Source organism: Paraniabella aurantiaca (genome assembly GCF_050309965.1).
Lineage (GTDB): Bacteria > Bacteroidota > Bacteroidia > Chitinophagales > Chitinophagaceae > Niabella.
The window spans coordinates 1,322,498-1,346,227 of record NZ_JBLOSY010000002.1 but is presented as its reverse complement, the minus strand read 5'-3'; the positions used below and the strand labels follow the sequence as shown (position 1 = coordinate 1,346,227).

Annotated in this window: 13 protein-coding genes; 3 read left to right on the top strand and 10 right to left on the bottom strand. The window is 41.2% G+C overall.

All coding sequences use genetic code 11. From position 1 onward, the window contains the following. The first annotated feature begins 49 nt into the window (after positions 1-49). The 3 genes from ACLOAU_RS19810 to ACLOAU_RS19800 all read left to right on the top strand — a co-directional run bounded on the left by ACLOAU_RS19810 (position 50) and on the right by ACLOAU_RS19800 (position 4,341). Complete coding sequence (locus tag ACLOAU_RS19810; protein ID WP_427863646.1) at positions 50-1,198, top strand: SusE domain-containing protein; 1,149 nt, start codon at positions 50-52, stop codon at positions 1,196-1,198. A 7-nt stretch (positions 1,199-1,205) separates the two neighbouring features. Further along, a complete protein-coding gene (locus ACLOAU_RS19805) occupies positions 1,206-2,336 on the top strand; it encodes a glycoside hydrolase family 76 protein (protein WP_427863645.1) in 1,131 nt (376 codons plus the stop codon). Between the two features lie 844 nt (positions 2,337-3,180). Further along, positions 3,181-4,341, top strand: coding sequence for an RICIN domain-containing protein (locus ACLOAU_RS19800; protein WP_427863644.1), 1,161 nt, complete (start codon positions 3,181-3,183; stop codon positions 4,339-4,341). 274 nt (positions 4,342-4,615) lie between these two features. Here ACLOAU_RS19800 and ACLOAU_RS19795 read toward each other — a convergent pair whose 3' ends face one another. The 10 genes from ACLOAU_RS19795 to ACLOAU_RS19750 all read right to left on the bottom strand — a co-directional run bounded on the left by ACLOAU_RS19795 (position 4,616) and on the right by ACLOAU_RS19750 (position 23,716). Continuing rightward, complete coding sequence (locus ACLOAU_RS19795) at positions 4,616-6,880, bottom strand: GH92 family glycosyl hydrolase (protein ID WP_427863643.1); 2,265 nt, start codon at positions 6,878-6,880, stop codon at positions 4,616-4,618. A 185-nt stretch (positions 6,881-7,065) separates the two neighbouring features. Beyond that, positions 7,066-9,537: a glutaminase family protein gene (locus ACLOAU_RS19790; protein WP_427863642.1), complete on the bottom strand. Its 2,472-nt coding sequence runs from the start codon at positions 9,535-9,537 to the stop codon at positions 7,066-7,068. Between the two features lie 390 nt (positions 9,538-9,927). After that, on the bottom strand, positions 9,928-10,344 hold the full coding sequence (locus ACLOAU_RS19785) for a DUF4488 domain-containing protein (RefSeq protein ID WP_427863641.1): 417 nt from the start codon (positions 10,342-10,344) through the stop codon (positions 9,928-9,930). A gap of 211 nt (positions 10,345-10,555) precedes the next feature. Beyond that, entirely contained in the window at positions 10,556-11,533 is a 978-nt protein-coding gene (locus tag ACLOAU_RS19780) for a DUF4973 domain-containing protein (RefSeq protein WP_427863640.1), read from the bottom strand. A gap of 121 nt (positions 11,534-11,654) precedes the next feature. Beyond that, complete coding sequence (locus tag ACLOAU_RS19775) at positions 11,655-13,703, bottom strand: RagB/SusD family nutrient uptake outer membrane protein (RefSeq protein ID WP_427863639.1); 2,049 nt, start codon at positions 13,701-13,703, stop codon at positions 11,655-11,657. A gap of 18 nt (positions 13,704-13,721) precedes the next feature. After that, positions 13,722-16,805: a SusC/RagA family TonB-linked outer membrane protein gene (locus tag ACLOAU_RS19770; RefSeq protein ID WP_427863638.1), complete on the bottom strand. Its 3,084-nt coding sequence runs from the start codon at positions 16,803-16,805 to the stop codon at positions 13,722-13,724. Positions 16,806-16,832: 27 nt separating this feature from the next. Then, the gene (locus ACLOAU_RS19765; protein WP_427863637.1) at positions 16,833-18,248 is read right to left on the bottom strand and encodes an IPT/TIG domain-containing protein; all 1,416 of its coding nucleotides are present in this window, start codon (positions 18,246-18,248) and stop codon (positions 16,833-16,835) included. Between the two features lie 507 nt (positions 18,249-18,755). Then, positions 18,756-19,691 carry a BT_3987 domain-containing protein gene (locus ACLOAU_RS19760; RefSeq protein WP_427863636.1) on the bottom strand — a complete coding sequence of 312 codons (936 nt, stop codon included), beginning with the start codon at positions 19,689-19,691 and terminating at the stop codon, positions 18,756-18,758. 51 nt (positions 19,692-19,742) lie between these two features. Continuing rightward, positions 19,743-21,920, bottom strand: a complete 2,178-nt coding sequence (locus ACLOAU_RS19755) for a hypothetical protein (protein WP_427863635.1) — start codon at positions 21,918-21,920, stop codon at positions 19,743-19,745. After that, positions 21,920-23,716 (bottom strand): RagB/SusD family nutrient uptake outer membrane protein, encoded by a 1,797-nt coding sequence (locus tag ACLOAU_RS19750; RefSeq protein WP_427863634.1) that lies wholly within the window; start codon positions 23,714-23,716, stop codon positions 21,920-21,922. Before ACLOAU_RS19750 ends, ACLOAU_RS19755 begins: the two co-directional genes overlap by 1 nt. Positions 23,717-23,730 lie beyond the last annotated feature (14 nt).

Sequence of the window (23,730 nt, the reverse complement as noted above, 5' to 3'; positions counted from 1 at the left end):
GGTCAGCCGGGCGGGCATCCGACCATTAAAAAAATTAAAAAATATACGGATGAAAAATATAATTGCAACGTCGCTTTACTCACTATTGATTGCGGCATTATTTTTTAGCTGCAAAAAAGAAGATATGAATTACAAAGATGTCAATATTACGGCAGTTAAAACTTTGTATTCACCTGTCAACAACCGATCCGTTAAACTATTAAGTTCAGCCTCAGCATCCCTGTATTTTGAATGGGAAGCGGTGAAAGCAGAGGATGGAGGTGCCGCATCTTATGAAGTGGTATTTGATAAAACCAATGGAGACTTCTCTAATCCTTTATATAAAATTGTTTCGGACAATAACGGGTTCTCCAACGGCGCTACCATCACCCATAAGATCCTGAACCGGATTGCCGGGCTGGCGGGTGTTGCACCCGGCGGTACCGGTGAAGTAAAATGGACTGTACTCGCTTCAAGAGGGATTAATGTTGTAAAATCGGATCAATCAGCAGTGCTTAGCATTACTGCATTGCAGGGCTTTGCCGACCTGCCCGACGAAGTTTTCGTTACCGGGGAAGGTTCTGAAACCGGAACCAATCTGGCACAGGCAATGTCGTTCAAACTAAATGCACCGGGAGAATTTGAGATCTATACCAGGCTGGAAGCCGGTAAGCCTTACTATTTTACCGATCGCAACAGTGGAACTCCACGCATCTTTTATTCCGATAACGGCAGTTCTTTAAAAGAAGCCTCCGAAACCGGTGCTATTACGGCGTCAAAAACCGGCGTTTACCGCATCAACCTTGATTTTAATACGGCTACTATTGCTTACACTGAGATTACATCCATAGGTATCTTCTTTAGTCCGGAAAACAAGGTACTATTCAATCTGCCTTACCAGGGCAAAGGTATATGGAGAGGAACAGGTGTTGTTACTTTCAGGCAGGAATCATGGGGACGGGATGAACGCTATAAATTTCAAATGCAAACTATATCCAACGGAGCCAATGTAGTAGCACAACTAGGTACCGTAACAGGTACAGATAGTCCGCCCAATGCTTCTTCCCCGGCATCTTATTATTATTTAAGAGTACTGCCCAATACTTCTCAGTGGGATGACAAATGGAAGTTCATGCCAGCTGTTGATGGTAAATCTACGACCATCACGGTATCCATGCAAGGCACTGCTCCTTATACGCATTCTGTACAAGTAAACTAATAGCAACATGAGAAATAATATTTTAATAATAACATTAGCGGCTTGCTTGTTTTGGTCTTGCTCTAAGTACGAGGACGTATATACTTATGGTAATGGAGAGGCTATCAACTGGAACGCAGCTGCAGACAGCTCTACCCATTCGCTGATCCGCCAGTTTTGGAACGAAGGAGGTTACTTTAATTATGGCAGCAACGGATCGGACAATGGGTTTCAGTACTGGCCCAATGCCCACGCCATGGATGTAGTCATTGATGCTTTTATACGCACCAACAATACGCAATACAGCAGTTATTTTGATAAGTGGTTCACGGGCATTAAGGCCAAAAACGGCAACACTTATTACAATGTGTTTTATGATGACATGGAATGGAACGCGCTGACTTTTGTAAGGCTCTACGAAGCAACCAAAGATAATAAATACCTGGCCGCAGCACGCGATTTGTGGAACGACATTATAAAGGGTTGGAACGATACCTATGCAGAAGGCGGTGTGGCCTGGCGTAAGGATATGCTATACAGTAAAAACGCCTGTTCTAATGGTCCGGCGGCCATTCTTGCAGCGAGGTTGTATAATATTACGAAGGAAGAGTCTTTTAAAACCTGGGGCATTAAAATATATGAGTGGGAAAGGAATACTTTGTATGAGTGGGCAACTGGTGGTATTTATGATAATATCAATGGAGAAAGTGGCGCCATCAGTAAAGTAGTATTAACCTACAACACCGGCACTTTTGTAGGTGCAGCAGTAGAGCTGCATAAAATAACCGGTGACGCAGCTTATCTTAATGATGCGCAAAAATGTGCCAATTATACGATCACGAAATGTATCGACTCGGGGAACAATGTATTACGCGACGAAGGAACCGGCGACAATGCCTTATTTAAAGGCATTTTTATCCGCTATTATTTAATGCTGATACAGGAACCAGGATTGAATGAAGACTATAAGAAAAAATTCATCAACTTCTTTAACAACAATGCGACTAATGTATGGACGAAAGCTACTTTCAAAAATTCGTTACTATTTGGTCCTTCGTGGATTGCTCCCCCAGCCGGTGAAGCCCAGTTAACGGCTCAGGCCAGCGCTGGCATGATGGTAGAAGCAAAAGCTGCATTTGAAAAAGCAGGTATCCAATAAGTTGATCTAAATTTTTCGACACTGACAAGAACCACTCTCCGGCATCGTACGGAGACAAAGAAAGAGGCCGATGGCCTCTTTCTGGTTTTATAAAATATTGGTAATTGCATTTGACAATTGCGGCTCTTAATTAACCGCGAACCACATAAAAAGCAAACATAGGAGGCGCAAAGCCGGGAGGTATAGACAGAGTAATAATAACGTTTCTTTGCAACTTAGTCCTTAGCGGTAAATGTTTATCGCTTGCTTCGCACCCTCTCTTACTTGAAATAAATCCTTTCCCTATAACAACATCATTAAACCACAAATACCAGCGTTTCCCCCTCATTTAAATCCCATATTCTACATAGGTCTGCTTTCAACCGCTCCCTTCATGATTGTTATAAATTTAGTTATCAAACGCAAACACCCAAAAATGAAGACAAACCAAAAACTTTAATCTAATACTTTTAAACGTTCAAAAGGTTCAACAATGGTCGAATGCAGAACATCTACGTATGTGAAGGGATTAGCTACAATGCTGCAATCAGAACAATTCCCATATCTCTGGCAGGACCAGGTACATTCTTACTCTTTCGACACGCGAATTTGGAGTTATTGTTCCCAACCTATCACGATGTAATGTTGAGTAAGGATTTTCCTTATAACCTAAAATAATGGTCTCCAATTTATCAAAACCAATCATTTAAGATTACGATTATATACAACATTGACTTAAACCAATTTTATTTTTAATATTTTCAATGGGTGCAATTGTTTAGTTATTTTCCATATATTTGAATTATATCAGACTAACTATTCCTTAGAAAAAGCCAATTATTTATAACCTACAAAATAAAAACAGATGAAAAATCAACGCTACCTGTTACCATTGCTATTTGCAATTTTTATCTTCTCGTGTAAAAAATCTTCTATTAATGATTCGGAGAACACCGTGCCAAGATGTGTTGGAGGAGGGACAGAGACCGAGCTATACATAGACGGTCCTAATGAAATTTGCTTGAATGAAAGTAAAACCTACACTGTTTCTGGCGGATTTTCATTAGATGGCGGAGGTTTTATAAACTGGTCTGTAGACCAGCCAAGTGTCGCTACTTTGGTTACAAGCGGCTCATCGGTTACCGTAACTCGAATAGCCTCCGGATCTTTTAAATTGAAAGCATACCTATGGTCTGGTGCCCTTTGCTCTGCACCGATGTGGCTAAATGACAAAACTGTAAACGAATGCCAAACCATAGTTTCCGGCGGGATTTACAGTTTGGTATCCGCCTTGGATTCTAATTATGAAATCGGGGTGTACGAACCAACCTTTTCACGTTTAACTGTTAAGGGGCCTGTTCAACTTCAAAAAAATGATGCCGAGTTTGGCTATTATTATGGCTGGAGGTTTGAAGGCGGCGGTGAAGACTATACTGTCAAATGTTACAATAGCAGCCAGGGCCTAAATCCTGTAGGCAGTAGCGGATTAGAAATATCTTACACCTCAATACCAACCTGGAAAGTAAAACCAGCAGGTGATGGATACTTTTATATTGAAGATCCTGTTTCAGGCACTAGAGTTTCAATTCCCGCCTCGGGCTCAACAACCGGAACCTTGTTACAACGATCGGCTCCAGGCACTGGTCTAAACCAGAAATGGAAACTAGTACCTATCCTTAGGGTTGATGACCCTTATAGCCGCGAAACGATGACTATTGCATCTTATGACTATAGTGGTGATATTGTATTTACCAATCAAACTACAAGTGAACAAACTACAGTAAGCAATGTCCTTCCCAATACATTCAGAACAATTTACTTAAAAACGACCAACCGTTATACTGTCACTTTTACAAATGGTCCGGGAGTAACCCAGGTTTTTGCTTCACTTGTGAATCCGCACGGAAGTAGAAACTGGTGGTCGAATATTTCTCCATTCACAACAGATTATACTAATATTTGGACTGAAGGCGGACCTTATGTATTAAGGGTTTCCCCTATAAACTATGTCACTTGGGCAGATTAAAGAAACAAAAGAAAGGTACATTTTAACTGATAAATTAAGATCAGGAAGCCGTCTCAAATGTATATGTATTTGAGACGGCTTTTTCATTTTATTGGATCTTGAACCAGCAGATCATTAAGATCTTTGATCTGATCGCAAGGATGCGACCGCGTGAGGCCTGTTCCCGGTTATTTAATATAATTCCCCTTCCCTCATAGCATTCTCGCAGTTAATCAAGAAAGATAGCCGGGGTAATCCAACCAGCCTGAAGTATTTTTGTAGAGTGCAGCAACCTCTATCTCGACACTGAAAACGGCAGATCTGTATCCTGTACTCCTCTTTTATAATTAGGTGTCGCACTCATCTGCAAATTAAATTCACCGCCTTTCACTATATCACCATAAGTCAAATAATTTTTGCTGTACGGTTTATTATTTAAACGGGCATTCGTTATATAAACATTTTGACTACTGTTGCCTTTAGCATTGATCACAAATTTTCTCCCATTCTCCAATGAGATCGTGATCTTTTTAAACATGGGGCTGCCCAATACGTATTGATCGGTACCAGGACAAACACTGTAAAAACCCAATGCACTCAATACATACCAGGAGGAGGTTTGTCCCTGGTCTTCATCGCCGGGATACCCATTCTCTGTCGCATTGTAAAGCTTGGTCATTACCTCGCGGGTTCGCTGCTGCGCCTTCCAGGGTTGACGGGCATAATTGTACAAATATGGCATGTGCTGAATAGGCTGATTGCCGTGCGCATACTGCCCCATATTGGCCATCACCATTTCGGTCATCTCATGGATCATAAATCCATAAGTGCCTACTTTAACCGTATTAGGAACTGCGAATACAGAATCCAGCTTGGCACAAAATTTTTGATCGCCGCCTATCATGTTAATCAAACCATTCATATCATGAAACACCGACCACACCCAATGCCAGGCATTCCCTTCAGTAAAAGGTCCACCCCATTCTACCGGGTCAAAATTATCACCCCAGTTTCCTTTCCTATCCCGTGCGCGCATGAACAGTGTAGCCGGATCAAACACGTTTTTGTAATTAAACATCTTCTGCCCAAAGCTATCCTGGTACTTTTGATTATTTACCGCCTTAGCTAAGGCATAGCCGCAAAAATCATTATAAGCATATTCTAATGTTTTAGCAGTAGCTTCTCTTACCTCGGGGTAGGGAACATAGCCTATGCTGTTATAATCTTTAAAGCCATCACGGCCATTAGCGGGTCCCCATGGGCCTTTATTATTGGCTTCATGGTAATACGCATCCAGTGCTCTTTGCGGATCGAAAGTACGCAAGCCTTTGGCCCAGGCATCTGCCAGCAATGAGATAGCATGGTTGCCAATCATACTCCCCTGCTCGTTGGGAAAAGACCAGGAAGGCAACCAGCCACATTGCTCCTGTGCATTGAGCAAAGCCTGCATATAACGGCCATGCTGTGTGGGGTACATCAATATATTTAGAGGGAACTGTGCCCTGAAAGTATCCCAGAAGCCTGTATCCGTAAACATATATCCTTCGTGCACTTTGCCATCATAAGGACTAAAATAATAAGGTTTACCATTTTTATCGATTTCATAGAAAGCTCTTGAAAAAAGACTCGCCCTGAAAAAGCAGGAGTAAAAAGTCGCTTTATCTGCTTCTGAATCGCCTTCTACTAAAATTCTTTTCAGATGCTGATTCCATACTTTCTCTGCTTTTGCTTTAGTCACTTCCAGGTTTTTATCGGCACCCAATTCCCGTTGCAACGTCAACTGCGCTTGTTCTATACTGATATAAGAAGATGCTACTTTCACCTGCACTTTCACACCGGGTTTGAATTCAATATAAGCACCTCTCCCCTTTCCTTCAGCGTTTTTATTGCCCGCATTTATTTGATTCTTCTCATTTTCCCAGGTGCCATAGGCTGTAAAAGGTTGATCGAAGTAGAGTACAAAATGATTTTTCCAGCCCCTTTGAAATCCATGCCCATTATTCACAAAGCCGGTAATCATTTTTTGCTCCGGGAAAATTTCAACGCCGCTTAAGCCCGTATAACCATCTAACACCAGGTAGGCCTTTTTACCTTCGGGGAAACTGAAACGCAGATGTGCGCCCCTTTCCGAAGGAGAGATTTCTGTGGTAATATTATTTTCAAAGGTCACCTTGTAATAATGAGGTTTCCCAATTTCTTTTTCATGTCTAAACTCTAGTGCCCGTTCGTCCTCGTTCACTACCAGGTTATCTACCACCGGCATTAATGAAAAAACAGCATAGTCGTTCGACCAGGAACTGCACTGGTGTGCCTGCTGAAATCCGCGTATTTTCTTTTTCGTATACTGATACTTCCAGCCATCACCGTTCTTACCCGTTTGTGGCGTCCAGGTATTCATAGCAAAAGGTAAAGCAGTGGTGGGATAAGTGTTTCCCCTTGTCAACTCAAAACTGGAATTAGTACCCTGTAAAGTATTTACGTATGCAACTAAATTCTGGGCAGATAAATGGATTTCTACCAGTAAAAGCAACAATATCAAACCTCTTTTTAACAAAAACATAGATAGTGAAATTTATAAACGTCATCATGACTAAAAAGGAAGACATTAAAGATATCTACTTCCCCCATCTTCCAAATAAAAAAATAATCCCGGTATAGCAACCGGGATCTATTAATACAGTATACTTAACTGTGTATGATTGTACCGGCTATTAAAATAAAATTTGCAGATACTTAAATCAAAGTTTATTTTCCATTCAATTTCATGTCCAACACTTTCATCCAATAACCGCCAATTACGCTTCTTGCCTGAAAGCCCACTTGTTTACCATCAGTAGTTTCATGCCAGTCGCCTAATGGCACTCTTGTTGGCGTCTCCAATGCATATTTATAAACAGGTTTTACCAGGGCTTTAAAATCGCTGTCCCTTCCGGTAAGGCAGGCTGTCCATAAGATCCAGTCGCTTTTTGTATAGGTTTTGCGGCTATCTAAAGGCAATCCATATTTATTCTGATGAGCCAGGTAAAATTTCATTTCCTTCTGAAACACTTCCTCCGGAAAAATATTAAACTTCAAAACCTTATCCCAAATTACGTTGTACTTCTGACTCCATGTTCCCTTCTTTTCAAACGCCAATGTATAATGATCACCATCAGCAGCCAGTTCCATCCATTTAGGCACCATGGCAACAGCTATGTTATGATACTTATTGTACACATCCTCCTTGCCTAACATTTTAGCCAGCATCGCATAGCTTTCAATGCCCATAATGGCCTTCAACGAAAGATTTGAATTACGTGCCAGGTGACCGGCAAAATCATCGGTGCATAACTGGTTTGCCGGATCAAAGCCGTCGTTAACCAGGTAGTCGGTCCAGGTAGTTAAAGTAGCCCAGTGCTTTTGAGCATACGCTGCGTTACCTTCTGCTTTCGCAATGGCTGCCGCCAGTATCACCATATTACCAGACTCTTCCACCGGCATATCTTCTCCGTATACCTGCCCGTTAGCCAGCGGATAGGTACCCAGGTCGTGCGCAGCAAAAGGCTTTTTCCATTTACCGCTTTCGCTGTAATAAAAAATACCATTCATCATTCCCTTTTCGAGGTCGGGATTATATACCAGAAATAGTGGCGCCGAAGGATAAGTAAGATCTACGGTATTGATACAACCATTGCTATAATTTTCCTTAGAAAGCCATAACAGGTCACCCTGCGGGCTTTGTACGAGTTTGTGAGCCGATATGGTTTGCCTGTAACTGATCTCGCATAATTTCGCATAATCTTCCCCACCGGCTTTTAATGCGTCATTATAAATGGTTTGATCCAAAGCATCGCATTTGGCAATGGTTGCAGCATAATCTGCATTAGCAGCCTGTAATTGCGCATCGATCGTAGTATTGTTATCCTTATTCCACCAGGGGCGCAAGTTTTTTCCGAAGTACTGGATAGCCCAGATGTCATCGTAAGCCAACAATATTTTAGAGCTTGCCGACCTTGCTGTATTTAATTGGAGTATCGTACTCAGCTGTAGTTGCTTTCCCTTTTGGTCTGCTACCACAGGAGTTTTAGCAATTTTATTTAACACATTTAAGGACAATTCATCTGATCCTGCAATAAACTGCTGTGCTGTAGCCGAATTAGGAACAGCGACATGTATATATCCCCAGTCAATACGAAGATCATCGCCCTTCTTTGCCAATACAGGCTGGGCAATGGTTCCGGCTTTTAACACAGACAGCCCACCTGCATTATATTTTTTGGCAGCCACTTCCTGTACCGGCGTATTTACAGCCAGGTTGGTAGAAGTATTGAATAAGACTTCCACATTTCTGGCACGTCCGTCTTTGGACGCAGCTGTAAAAGTCACATAAGATACGGGCCTTGCCATCAGGTCTACATCGGTTAATATTAAAGGCGATGCAAAACTTACTTTCAGATCAACCTGTCCGCATGTAAAATCATAAATAGTCTGCGTTGCTTTAACATCCACGTTATTTTGAACTGCGTTAATAACATTCCTTGTTGCCACAGTTTTTTCTTCTTTCACCAACCCAAAATCGAGGTGGCGGCCACCTGCGGTATTTTTGATATGCACTGCCAGAACATTTTTGCCGGCTTTTAAAACGGATGAAGCGTTCTTAACGGGTATATAGATATACTTATGTACCCAGCCAGTAGTATTATAAATCTCTTGCCCATTGAGGTATACTTCTACGTTATCATCATGGTTTAATTTCAGGTATACATCCTCTTCATTACTACTTAACATAGTAAATTCTCTTCTAACCCAAAGATCGTCTGAACGCCACTGCGTTTTTACAAGACCAGCTTCGTCACCGAAAGGCGCCTGTCCTGATTTCCAGCCGCTCTCATTATACCCGATTTGCTGCCAGCCATCGGAAGGTTTATTTTCGGTATATTTTACCGAGAAGGTTTTATCTTCTGAGGCGGGTAATAAAACTTTATAGGTTTTTGTTTCCTTTCCCAGGAAGCGATATATTTTGTTATCCACTTTAACAAAGCCTGTTAAAGAATGATCGGTACCCGTCCAGTGTTTGGTAGGTGACGCGGTGGCATCATCTGTAAAAGACCAGATGCTGAAATAAGGATCATGGGTTATCAAAGGATAGGCCGGAGCTTTACGTTTTTGGCCGCTCCCCACCAGGAAAGAAAAAACAAGAACAAGAACACTTAAGGGCTTTAAACAATACTTAATCATTGAAAGATTTTTATATTTTATCTGAAAGAAGTTATATTTATTTTAATGTGCTAATAAACAGATATACATATTTGTTTTAAAATTTCAGGTAAACTCAACACACCAGAAGATAGCTGGTCCACATGCTATCTTATCCTGAAATCATAGGAACTTCATGCTACAAGCATTATAGTACCGGCACCTGAATCGTATCATAGTGGCAACTCCACCTGGTCTGCACATTGTTTAGCAGACCTTGTAAAGATAAACCTTACCTACAAAATCGATTTTTCAATTTGTCTCAAAAATTACTCATTTTGTACCATTTCTCTTAGCTATACTTACAATTCAAACTTTCTTTTACAGGGCAATGGACCTGCCGAATGATAAGCTTTACCAAAAGCTCAGCAATCATTTTACTCTTTTATAAACTTCCTGTCCGCTTAAATTATTGAGCGACCATTTCATTAAAAATGTATCCGTATCTAAAAAACGGAATACAATCCTTCCCTCTTTTACTGAAGCAGGCACTGCCAGATGTTTTTCCAGTTTTTCAGTATATGTAGAATCAGAAGTAATTTCAATCGTTCCCTTCGACAGTTCCACATATTTATTATTCACATAAATAATATGCTTGAAATTCCCCATCCCATCATATATCTTAAGATCATTGGTTCGTGGCGGAGAAAATTTTCCAGGCGCATTTGCTGTGCTTTGCATAGTAACCTGCCATATACCTTCAAAAATCTCTGGCTTTACTTTCGTTTTTTGAGCTGAGGCCCACATACAAGCTGATAAGCATATTGCCGTTAAAAAAACACGTATCATAAGTTAGTTCATTTTAAATAGCATCTGATCTTTTCATTTAAAACATATCACTATCAATTACAACCTGCTGATCTTCGTCCGGTATCTGGGTATTTCTTACCCGCTCTAGCACCATGGCCTCTGTAAACCTATATCTTAACGGGAACGCAGGCTGCGTGATGTTGTCCTATTCAGACAAGCAATTTTCATGTTACGTAGCAGGTTCTTAAAATTACCACTGAATTGCCTGATCCTCATCCGGTATCTGGCTGTTGATCTTTCGTTCCATTATTAACGATCCGCGAACAGTGTAATCAATAGATGCATTAGCTACAGACGTATAGTCGGTAAAGTTATAGTCAATATTATTGATTGTAACATACCTGTGAATAAGGTAGGGTTGAACTGCGTCTTTGACGTCTTCAATAGAGTAATAAATTTTTTGATTTACACGGAAATTTATAGAAGGATTGTCGGATGTGAGCGTAACTTCTTTTGTCTGGTTATTAAAGCGAGCGTATACTTTATAATTTCTTCTATCCGTCTTATTTTCATCTACCGCACCGGCGTAAAAAAAGACTGTGCTCTCGTCAACAACATAGCTTTGAATCTCACTTTTCACTATAGCGGCCCCATTCTCTTCTCCTTTCAGATACAACTTTAAAGCCGTACCACTGTAAACTCCGGAATAGTCGTTAAACGGTATGATTCTCAGTAATGCTTTTGAGTAATTCCTTCTGGGATTGGGTGTGTAATCGTGTGAGGGTTTAATGGTTAAAGGAAGGATCCATTTATCCACCAGGTCAATATCCTTCAGCGAGAAACTAATGTTCATTGTACTGGCGTTTATTCCCTTCGGTATTGCAACCGTATTGGGAATAGTAAAATACTGGCTGGTCAACTCTTTATAATAAAGATCCTTTCGGTTTTGAAAATTTGCATCATTGAAAGCTTTTAAGGTATCGGAATCTACTCCAACCTGTACCTGTAAATCATTTTCGTTATTTGTTGTGCCACTAACTATTACCGGTAGTTGATAGTTAACAACTCCATCCGGTTTATAGCGGACATAAATAGGTGTAACATTATTACTACTTAAAGGTGCCTTAAAAGAGACAAAATGTTCAAATTGTTCGGTAACCCAGTTCTTATTACAGGCAATAATTCCGAAAATAAGCAGAATGGATAGTAATACGGCTATCTTTTTCATTCGTGTATGTTTTATAATTTAGTTGTTTGAAACATCACCGGTATAAAATTTTCGTCTCCCTTTTGACATCGGATACCTTTAGATTGAAAATTTTACGATGAAGGTTTCATACCTGATTTTGTTATTTATAAGTTTGCCAGCCCGGGTTTTGCGTTAAACGCGCGTCGCGCCTCAATTCATCAATTGAAATAGGCCAAAAGTACATTTTGGGAGCGAACGTGCTTTGAAGGGCAAAAGCTGCTACCGGCTGATGGAACAAATCTCTCTGTGTTGAAGTCATAAGCGTATTGTAGCCATAAATAGGAACTGTTAATTCAGTAGCCGCATCTTCCCATCTGCGCAAATCATAATAGCGCTGCTGCTCACCCATTAATTCAATTTGGCGCTCGCGTTTTATGGCAGCTCTTAATAAGGCGCTGTTAGCATATATAGCTTCAGAATAATCGGGCAATCCGGCTCTGATTCTTATAGGCTTTATTCCTTTATGTATTTCTGCCACATCTCTTGCAATAGTGTACGTTTGCGAACTATCCCAACTAGGAATGTTATAAGAACTATTTAATTCATTTAACGCCTCGGCATAAACCATCAATATATCAGCGTAACGAATAGCCGGTTCGTACTTAGGTACTACTTTACCTATATTTCCATTTTCATAAGTATCCTGCGGATTTACATATTTCATTACACCAATACCCGTTCTCAGCCAAAACATAGTATTAGTATAGCCATTGCCCGATCCACGATAATAAAAAACCTGCTTTTCCCTGTTTGCAACCTGCGACTCATTGGTAAGATGCCAAACACTTCCGTTATACGCCACCGACGCATAAAACCGAGGTTCACGATTTGCAAACTGCAAGGATACGCCGGATGCCAATGGTTTGTATTTGCCACCTGCAACATCCTGATCGGTCACATAGCCTGTTACCCTTTGAGTTCCATTTCCTCTTCCATACTCTAAACCCTTACCCGGCACATCGGCACCATCACTCATATAATAAGCATCTACTTGCTTTAACGTTAAACCATGTGTATTCCATCCGGATGCTATACGCGGCAACTGATGTACCACCATCACGTTAATACCTTCGGAAGATTGATTTTGCCCTCGGGTAAAAATTAATTCCGGATTTCCGGAAGCCGGTACTTCTCCGTCAAACAAGGCGCGATAAGAATCGAATGGATCTATATTAGCCCAACCATCAGGCCATTGTTTATTTGAATATTCTGCATGAAACGGAGGCGCTACCGTTGCAGGATTGGTTACAGTACCCGATGTTTTAAATGGCGATATATACAGGGAATATACACCCAACTGCATAACATCTTTAGCAGCAGCAGCGGCTCTTGCCCATTTCTTTTCATCATATGTAGTCGAAAGCAACTGGTTACCTTTATCATCTACCAACGCTGTTTTAAAATCCATGCTTACTTTACCGCCATTCATTAAAGGACTTGCTGCATATAAAAAAGCTTTAGCGCGGGTTGCCAATGCGGCTCCCTTTGTAGGTCTGCCAATATCCAATTGACCACGGGTTTGCGGTAAATACCTAGCAGCCTGAACCATTTCTTTGCCTATATACTCGGCGCATTGTTCATAAGAATTCCTGGGTAAAGCTAAATCGGCATAACTCTGCGTATAATCAAGTCCTTCTTCAGGAAGAATTGGAACGGGCCCATATTTTTTTAGTAAAAGCCAATAATAATAGGCACGTACAAAACGGGCCTGTGCCTTGTAATCTGCTTTTCTATCTGAACTGATTACGGTAGCCTGATCAATATTTTGTATAAATGTAGTAGCACTTCTAATACCTTCATAGCATTGATTCCAAGACTGTACAAACCCCTCATTATAGTTGCCAAGGCTAAATTTATTATAATCCAAAGAGTTGACATTTGTAGGATCGTAGGCCCCATCCCTGTCCCCGTAATACATATCATCACCAAAATTGAACGGTTCGAAGCCCTTACTTGCCACGTCTGCATTTATACCCATAAGAAATGAGTAGGAATTGGCCAGCCATTCTTCAATGTAGGTTTCATTATTAAATGATTTATCCAGCGTTAACCTATCTTTAAAATATGAATTGTTATTAAGATATTTCTTGCAGGAAATAGCTAGCGTTGCCACTACAAAACAAATGGATATCGTTGTTATCTTTTTCATCGAAATACACATTTTAAATTATAAACCTATGGTTAATCCAACAGTTACCGATTTGGCTTTTGGATATTGTTCACCTCTCGGGTCTGCTGATTCAGGATCCCATAACTTGAAAGGCGCCCAAGTAAATAAATTACTGCCGATACAATACACGCGCAGGCTGCTCACGTGTATCTTATTGAGCATTACTTTGGGAAGTGAATATCCAATATCCACATTTCTAATTCTTAAATAAGCACCATTACGCAGCCAATAGGTAGAGTTGCGAAAGTTATTGGCACTACCACCATAGCTTAATCTTGGATAAGGAGCATTTGGATTTTCAGTTGCCGGGTCTCCGGAAATATCAGCTGATATCCATCTGTTATCTACAACACCTTTTAGTACATTACCCCACTCGCCTTCGCTAAATGCATAAACAGTTTTTCCATAAATAAAGAAACTGGATTGTCCTGCTCCCTGAAAGAGAATATTAATATCCAATCCTCTCCAACTTGCAGAAGCACCCACTCCATATACCAAATTAGGTGTACTTGTTGAGCCTATGGCAGCAATATCGTCATCATTGATAATGCCATCGCCGTTCACATCTTTATACTTGATATCACCAGGTTGATAGGACCCATAAGTTTGTGTAGGGCTATTTCTAATATCATCATAATCTTTAAACAGTCCTAATGCTATAAGCCCTCTGGTTTGGTTAACACGATACCCTTTTTGAAGCTGAAACGGGTAAACACTCTGTTGCTCATCCCGCTCCAGTATTTCGTTTTTACTATATGTTAGATTACCACGCAGCGTTATGTTTAGCTTATTAAAATTATGCTGTAATTTAACGCTTCCGTCAACGCCCATGGAGCGAACAGCGCCTACATTTGCGCTTGGGGTGCTTGTAAGACCTACGTAATCAGGCAAAAAATTTCTCGCCATATAAATACCCGTACGCTCATCTTTAAAGGCGTCAACCGTCATCGAAAACTGATCATGCCAAAGCGATACATCCAGGCCGAGGTCTTGCTTAGTAGCCACCTCCCAGGTTACATAGGGCGATGCTACCTGGGTAAATCCTAATCCGCCGAAATTTTTGGTAAGACCAAATTCCGCCCATTGATAGCCGCCCAACCCTTCTGCTATGGTGTATAAATACGGAAACCTACTCCCTCCTAAATTATCGTTACCGGCCTGGCCATAAGAGTAGCGAATTTTAAATAAATTAACCCACGCCAGGTTATCCTTAACAAAGTTTTCCTCGCTAATATTCCAGGCTACCGAACCCGCCGGGAAGAAACCAAATTGATGACCAGGAGCAAAATTTTCTGATCCTGTATAACCGAAGTTAAAGTTGGCAAAATATTTACTCCTCCAGTTATAAGATACCTGGCCCGCAATCCCCTGATTTTTTCTGGAGATCCCGTTCTTTATATCGGTTCCTAAATTTTGTGTGAACACATTTCCCTCATGTGTAAACCTGGCATCCAACCCTATATTATGGCCATTTTTTATGCTGCGGTTATAGGTAAGCAAACCAATTAAAAATTCTCTACGACTACCACTGGAGCTACTGGCCTGCGTAAGAACGCTTGGATCAGAAATATGCGTAAATACTAAATTACCGTTCTTATCCCTATAACGCTCAGCTCTCCATTGCTCCGGCCATTTACGGCGTTCGATGGTACTGGAGTTGTAAGTATCATAGCCAAAACTCCCTTCAAATCTTAGGCCTTTAACCATAAAATTCAGGTCCTGAGTTAATGTAAGATTTGTTTGAATATTATTATTCCAGGTTTCATTAAACCCAGTTTGCGTTGCCGCTACCCAGGGATTGGTTTGATTTCCTGTACCCACAGCTGGCACATATCCATTAGAGTAATAGACAGGTGTGCGAATGGCGCTGTAACCAAACAACTCACCCCAAACATCATTGTCTCCAAGGCCCGGGCTGTTTCTTTTTGTTAAAGAACCAGATACTCCTAATTTCAAAATAGTCGTTCTGGTAACATTTACGTCGGTATTTAGCCGGTAATTCCATTTTTTAAAATCGGCATTGGTATTGTAGTCATTTCTAATGGCATCATCTGTTTTATACATACCTCTTTCGTCGAAAAGACCACCCGAAACATAATATCTTGCGTTGGTACCGCCTCCGCTTAAATTAATATTTGCATTATATGCCAGCGCACCATCTTTTAATAACTGATCCGTCCAATCTACATTAGGATATAAATCGGGGTCAAGACCCAAACGTAATATTTCCAGCTCAACAGGACTGTAAATAGCTGGCCTGTTACGGGTTATTTGCGCTTCGTTAATTAAACTGGCATAGGTATTACCATCAACAAACTCGGGGGTAATCGTACGGGTATTATATAGTGTTTCTATTTTTCCGTTTATATTGGTTTTGCCCACACCACCATGTTTTGTCGTTATCAAAATCACGCCATTTGCGCCCTTCGATCCATACATTGCAGTGGTTGAAGCATCTTTAAGTATTGAAATAGATTTAATATCATCTATATTAACTTCATTGATATCTCTTTCAAAGCCATCTACCAATACCAGTGCGCTATTATTGGCACCGAAGGTGGAAATACCACGAATCCAGAAGTTTGAGATATCTTTTCCCGGCTGCCCCGAGGTTTGCTGGGCTAAAATGCCCGGCACATTGCCCGCCAATGAATTTACGATACTGGAACTTGGGGCAGATTTGCCCAACACATCCATATCAACCGAAGTAATAGCACCCGCAAGATTTATCTTTTTCTCCAAACGGGTGGCAGTTACCACAACTTCATCCATCGCACTTTTACTTGACTTTTGCAGCGAGACGTTTATGTTGGAAACTTCTTTTATCTGTACTTCAACAGTGTCGTAACCAACATAGGAAAATAATAGTTTTCGGTAAGCATCGGCCTTAATAGTGTACGTACCTTCTTTTGTTGAAAACGTACCCAATCCTGCCGAGTTAATTACGGAAATGCTTACGCCAGGTAAGGGTTCGCCACTTTCTTTATCGGTTACTTTTCCGTAAATAGTCAACTGATTGTTTTGTGAAAAAGCAGTCGTCGCAGCAAAAAGTAATAATAAAAAAACAAGAAATTTTCTCATTAACCATTTATTCATAGCAATCATATTTTAGTTTTCTAGTGAAATTTTTCGAACACGGTGATTGGCACCACCCTCTCCGACATAAAAAGCTTTATTGGTTGAGTCGTAAGCCAGGCCCTTAGGCTGATCAAACCTGGCTTCTGTGCGAAGCGCACCATCTATATAACCATATGGATTGGAATTAATACTTGAACTACCCCTTCCCGCAAAAGTGGTAACTTTTCCTTCTGGTGTTAGAATACGAATATCATGATTGCCCTGTTCGGTAAAATAAAAATCATACTCATCTTTTTTGCCCGCATAGTCGGGATTTCTCACAAACACGCCCTGATACGGATTTGCCAATCTGGCTTGCGTGCCAACACCATCAATCCAGGCCGAGGCCGCTCTCGGTGAGCCGCAAACAACAAAGGGTTGAGTAAAAGTTTTATTGGTCCAATCGTAATCGGTTCTTAATATATAATTCTGATTGATGACAATAATATAGGCGTAGTCCCCGGTTGGTGCAATTTCAATATTAAACTCCCAGTTATTGTCCTGGATTAAAAACAGCGTTTGGTAATCTTTAATACCGAGAGTGTGATTAGCAATATAAGAGTTCAGATCAAACCGATAAAACTGTCCTTTTTCGTAGCTGTTAAAATACAGTTCGCCATTTATAGGGTGTACAGATGCCCCATTACATTGCTTATACGAGGTTAATACCTGGGGGTCTTTAAAGCCACTTGCGCGGGATAGTATAGAAACGGCTTTGCCATTTACATCACCCTGGTCTTCGGCTATAAGCATATAGTTTTTGTCCAGCGAAAAATCGATTGTTCTAATGCGACTCCACCCACCCATAGCTCTTGTAATAGGTGTGGTTACCGTGCTATCTGCAAAATTTAGCAGTCGTATATCGCCACCATCCTGGCCCATATATAATAGATTGGGATTTTTAGGATCGAAGGTTAACCAGGAAGGATTTAAAAAACCACCGCAATTGGCAAAAGTCCCGTCCTTTATATCATAGTTACCTCTTTCGTCCGTTTTACCGGCCAGGGTAGTTACTACCATCCTTTTCTGATAATTAAATGTTGTAGCGGCGGTGGCCAATTGCAAGTTAGCACCAGAGCCTACATTTACTTCAACGTTACCGCTATATGCTCTGTCGGGAACAATGCAATATATTGCTTCATTGCTCACATTAATTACCGTAGCAGCAAGGCCACCAATTTTAACGGATACAATGGATTTGTCATTTCCGAAGTTTTTTCCATAAATGACAAACTGTTGCCCACTCCCTCCCGATTTAGGAAAAAAGTCAGTTACAAGTACTTTTTCAGATGGATCGTACGCTTCAGGTTCAGCAGGTGTTGATTCTTTTTTGCAGGCCAATGCAATAAAAGAAACGGCTACAATAGCCCATAAGCATTTAAAATGAAATAAGATATTTCGTTTCATATGACAGTTGTTTATAAATACAATTTGAGAACTCGTTCCTTCCTGGTTTACCCTGCCGAACTACCGCACATACCCCTCCCGTTAACAAACAATTGCTGTTTGATCAACTCATGGTATCCCCGAAGTTTGCAGATCAATAAAGCACCGTTATCCGCGCATTTCCTGCGTCTTTTAAAATGGACTATTTTGGTTTAAGTCAATTCCCTCGTCAAGCAAACTAGGTAAAGATATCTCACTATAGCAAAAACGATTTTTCATTTTGTTCCAAAATTTCATCAATTTGTACCATTTTTTCAACCTTCCCTCAACGCACCCATGCAATGTTTGCCCCTTCGCTTACACAGCATTCCGGAACCAAACTTGATCCCCGAAATATCTCAGCCTGATATTGCTCGTTTGATATGATCGACGTGCTCCCGATGAGGTAACAACCTGCCGGAGGCCGAACTAATAATAGCTCTCCCCAACTGAAAATTGTGCCCCACCTAAGCCTAAGCTACAGGTCTGCTATTTAAACGTGATCAGTCTCCATTCAGTTATCTGAAAAGCATCTGACCCATGATTTTCTTCCACCAGCCAGCGATAATAGCTATAGGGAGTATCGTTGGCGAATTCATAATTGTAGGTTTGTGTGCGTGCACCGAAAGACTCATTGGTTCTTGTATCCAGCAGGGTCCAGGTGCTGCCATCGTTAGAGCCGAAAAACTTCCAGTTTTTAGGATCCCGCTCCGGAGCGTCGTTGCCAGAAGTAAGTCGGTAAGACTGTACTGCTACTGCCTGGGGTAATTTCAGCTGCATGGATAGGGTCATGGGAAACCCGGCTGCCAGAAATTTGGTAGTAAGATTATTATCAATCATTTTTAACGATCCTTCGCCACCGTTAGGTCCGCTGCCATTATCTTTTGAAACGGTTAATACAGACGGAGTTGTTACATCTGTTTCTTTTCTTGAAATCCTTATCTTGAAATACGCCGTTTTAAGGCTTTCGTTAATCGTTCCCGCTGATGCGCTTTGCAATGTAATGGGAAGCAAATATGCTCCATCTTTGGGTAAAGTTTTTGTGTTGATCGAAATTTTTATACCATCTGAAGTTGTTTTACCGGATTTGATAGTTGCTTCCAGTCCGGAAATAGTATACTTATCAACCGGCAAGTTTATAAAGCTGGTAGCATTAGCCGCATTATAAGCAGCTATCAGCCCGGTATCCAATTTAAAATTAAGTTTTATATCCTGCTGAGGAGACAGCTGTCCGCCGTATGCACCTCCGAATGTAAATGATTGAGCAGTGTCAGCTATCAGCATATTAATATTGCTTCGCGCATCAATCGCTTGCGTCATATAAATGATGCCTTCTTCGCTAGTTATTTTGTCTTTTTTATCACATGCGGCAAAAACACCCGAAAGGGCGGTTGCTAATACTATAGATTTGATAAAGGTTCTCATTTTAAAAGTTTTTAGTTTATTACAGTGATTGCAATAGAACGTTGCTATTGCTTACCATTTAATATTGATCCCTACACCTTCACTTTTGTTTGCAAACTCCAGCAACAAGGTTTTGGTTCTAACATCCCAATTATTCTTTAAGATGGTTGCCGAAGTGTCGCCAGATGTGGCTTGTACACTGACGGGTTTTCCCGGCAGTTTTATCCGCATAATGTTTACCGTATTATCAGGACTTTTAGCAATGAGGGTGTAATCATTTTTGCTAACTTTTTCGCTATATATCCTGGCAGCGGCTGCCAATACCCTTGGGCCGTCCTCATTAACCGAGGCCAGATCAAACAGGAATACCTGATTGCCTGGTAAAACTTTCACTTCATTCAGCACCGGCAACCGGGGATCAAACAGATCAATAACCGGCCCTTTTACAACCAAGGGTTTTTTGTCTGTGTTTTCATCCATTACAGCAGCCATAATGTACTGCCCTCTTCTCAGCACAAAATTGTTTTTAAAAATCAGTTCCTCTTTTTTAAAATTCTTCAATGCTTTTTCTACCTGCTCTACAAGAAGATGATCACCTCCCGCGGTCATGACCAGTTCTTTGGGATCCTGTTCATTAATACTGAAGTAACCTTTACCCGATCTGATAAATTTACCCGTAGTTCCGGAGGATGTTGACAGTCCCAGCTTTTTAAACAGATCTTCAGAAGGAGCCCTATATGTTTTTCCCTTTGTATTCCACCATTCGGCAACACTTTGAAAAGGATCTTTGTTAAGTCCATAATAAATCAGGATACCACCCTGCTTTACCCAGTTGGCTAAAACTGTGTGGTAGGTTTCACTCAAAGGCTTCATATTAGCATAGCTCATGATGAGCAGCTTAATATGCTTCAGAGCATTAGCGTCAGCCAGATTCTCCATGTGAACAATCTCTAGGGGCACTCCTCGTTTTAGCAACGGCATCGTCATTCCATAAAAATTGGAAAGCTGAGGATCTTCATAACCAGAGTGTGTAGGAAAACGCTGAAACATCATCGAATTGGACACCAGCACTCCTACACCGTGACTGCCATTCAACCTGTTGGAGGATACTGGCATTTCATTGAGGGCATTTACCATTACCTGCATTTGTGTAGCATAGGCCGGAGATATAGGCTGTTTTTCCTCATTGCCTTCCACCCTGAACTTACCCAAGTAAATGCGGTTGGGCCAGGGCATTACTTCATAATCCGCTACTCCAGGATATAAAAGTTTAGCAGTAAAAGTGGCCTGATAATTTTTTTTATAATCATCCCAGCTACGTGGCCAATCTTCTATCGGATCTGTGAGCAGAAATATTTTCTTACCCGTTGGCTGCACCATCGATATCATAGATCCATATTCCAGAAAGGCATTCTCAAAAACCCGTTCTTTTTTAATTCCATTAAAATATACCGGTTCCCGCGAAGTACCGGTCCAAACCTGAGCAATATAGCCATCGACTTCTTTAATAGAAGCGAGGCTGGCTTCAGGACTTATAATCTGCCAGGCAGAATAATTGATTAGGGAATGGGTGGGAACATAGCACTGAATATTCCTGCCCAGGGACTTACTATAAGACTTTACATATTCAAAACATTCTTTTAATGCATTATAATATAAATGATACTTGAGCTTAGACGACTGGTAGGTTGCATCGGGTGACTCATGCTGTGGCTTCCAGGTTGTACCATAGTATTTTTGCCATTCCTTTTTAAAAGCATCACTATAGCCTGCCCTCGCCCAAAACTCAGGTTCCTCAAGGTGAATAGCCGTAACACCAGCATCTATAGCTCTCTTGAGATGACTTTTCAGATAGGTAAGAAAACTTTTAGAAGGAACAATATAAGGAACATTTTTGCCATGCCAGATGGTGTCTCCATCCTGCTCTACCTGACCTTCATCCAGGTGTTTTATTCCATCGTATTGGCCCAGGAAATAGTCCTGATACTGCCCCCAGGCAATACCGGTCATGAAGTGCACTTCGTATCCTTTATCACGCCATCCCTTCACCCTTTGTTCAAAGTTGCCCCCTGCATCATTTATACCATACACTATAGCTATATCGGACCTCACATCATACGAGCTGCTCCAGGGTGCTGCTACCTGAAATGCAGTCTTCTTTTTCTGGCTGTAGTTACTGATTGTTCCCTGGCCAGCCAACTGGTAACAGAAAACCGATAAGCACCCTATAAATAGACAACTCTTTGTCATTACCATCCTGGATTTTGGATCAGTTCGAAATCATTATTTACATCCTCAATTGGTATGGGGAAAAAATAGTGCCTTGTGGCGAATACTCTTGTTTCAAAAGCCTTTTTATTATAAAAGCCAGGTAAGCCAGCATCTATATCCAGACCGATAGCCGGCCCGTTGTCCGTTTGAGGAGCGATCTTCCAACGCCGGGTATCAAAGTATCTTACATTTTCAAAACAAAGCTCAACATGCTTTTCCTGCCTGATCGCTTCACGCATGGCAGCCTGTCCGGAAGGGGCCGGAAGGTTGGCCGAACCGTACAAGGGTATACCTGCGCGCTCCCTGATTAGGTTTAAATATTTTAAAATGTCGGCATCGCCCGGATTAGATTCGTTCAATGCTTCAACATAATCTAAGTAGATATTGGCGAGACGAAGCAATATAATTACACTGTTGCCCTGGTTCCAATCTTTGGTTGTAGCTCCTTTACGTACAATGTACCCCGTAGGACAGTAATCATTGCTGGTCCCCTTCCCTGAATTTCCCCGAAAAAACAGACGTGTTATGGCATCGCCTGAATTGGTATTTAACCAGCGCCTGTTGTCATAGGTAATGTTTACATAAAAACGCGGTTCCCTGTTTACCCACTGGTTGAAGGTTTCCCTGTCTGAGTTATCGTCCGGCGCTCGAAAGCTTGAAGTTCCGGAATTGGCATATCCCGAAGAAGGGTCTGTAATGGGCCTGCCATTGGCCATGAAAAAAGCATCTACCTGCCGTTGAGTAGCACCAAGCCCTCCGCTCCCCCTCACTTCGGAGGCAAAGCCATTGTGATAAGGCGTCACTTCATAGTTGCGGGCATTGTCATCATCCGGACGCCCGAAAATAGTTTCTCTGTTCCAGTCTACCAGTATTGCGTCCCTGCACGACACAAACGGATCGAGGCTGCCATCCGACTTATTTGCTCTGTATAAATCAAACACCCCGGGTACAAACTGTGTAATAAAATCTTTGTAAGCTGTTGCTGCACGTGCCCATTTAGCCGCATCGTAAGACTGGGGGATCAGTTGTTTACCATCCTTGTTTTTAAGACCAGCAAAATCGGCATTCCCGTTAAACAAAGGGCTTGCCGCATATAGCAGGGCAGTGGCTTTTATTCCTAATGCTACGGGTTTGGTGATCCGGGCTATATTGGCATCATTTAGAGGACGCACAGGCAAATCGACAGCAGCAGCATCTAACTCTGAAGTTATATACTCAATACATTCATCCACGCTATTTCGTGGTAGTTGTAATTCCTGAAAAGGTGCATCCACAGCTATCACATCATTGCCCAATAATACTACAGGCCCATATATACGGAAAAGATAAAAGTAGTATATCGCTCGAATAGCTCTTGCTTCTGCCTTATATTGGCGCTTTTGGGCTTCTGTAATATCCACCGTTACATTGTCTATATTGGCAATGAAAAAAGTAGCATTTCGTATTCCTTTGTAATAGTCCCTCCAGAAAGACTTTGTAAACCCACTGTTAACATCCCAGCTACCGATATTAATTTGATTAGACTCTACAAATCCCCATAAGTATTCCGCTTCGTCCGAACCTCCCGTCCATGGTCCTGAGTTATAATTACCTACAAAACGCTGGCTATGTTCTCTCGGTATAAAAGAATAGACACTAGCTAAAAACCTTTCTGCTGTAGAGCGGTTTCTAAATGTCTCTTCCAGTGTAAGCCTGTCATTGGGTATTTGATCTAAATATTTTTTGCACCCCGAAAAAGTTACAACCAGTGCGAATAATATAATTATCTGTTTCATGATAGTATGATTAA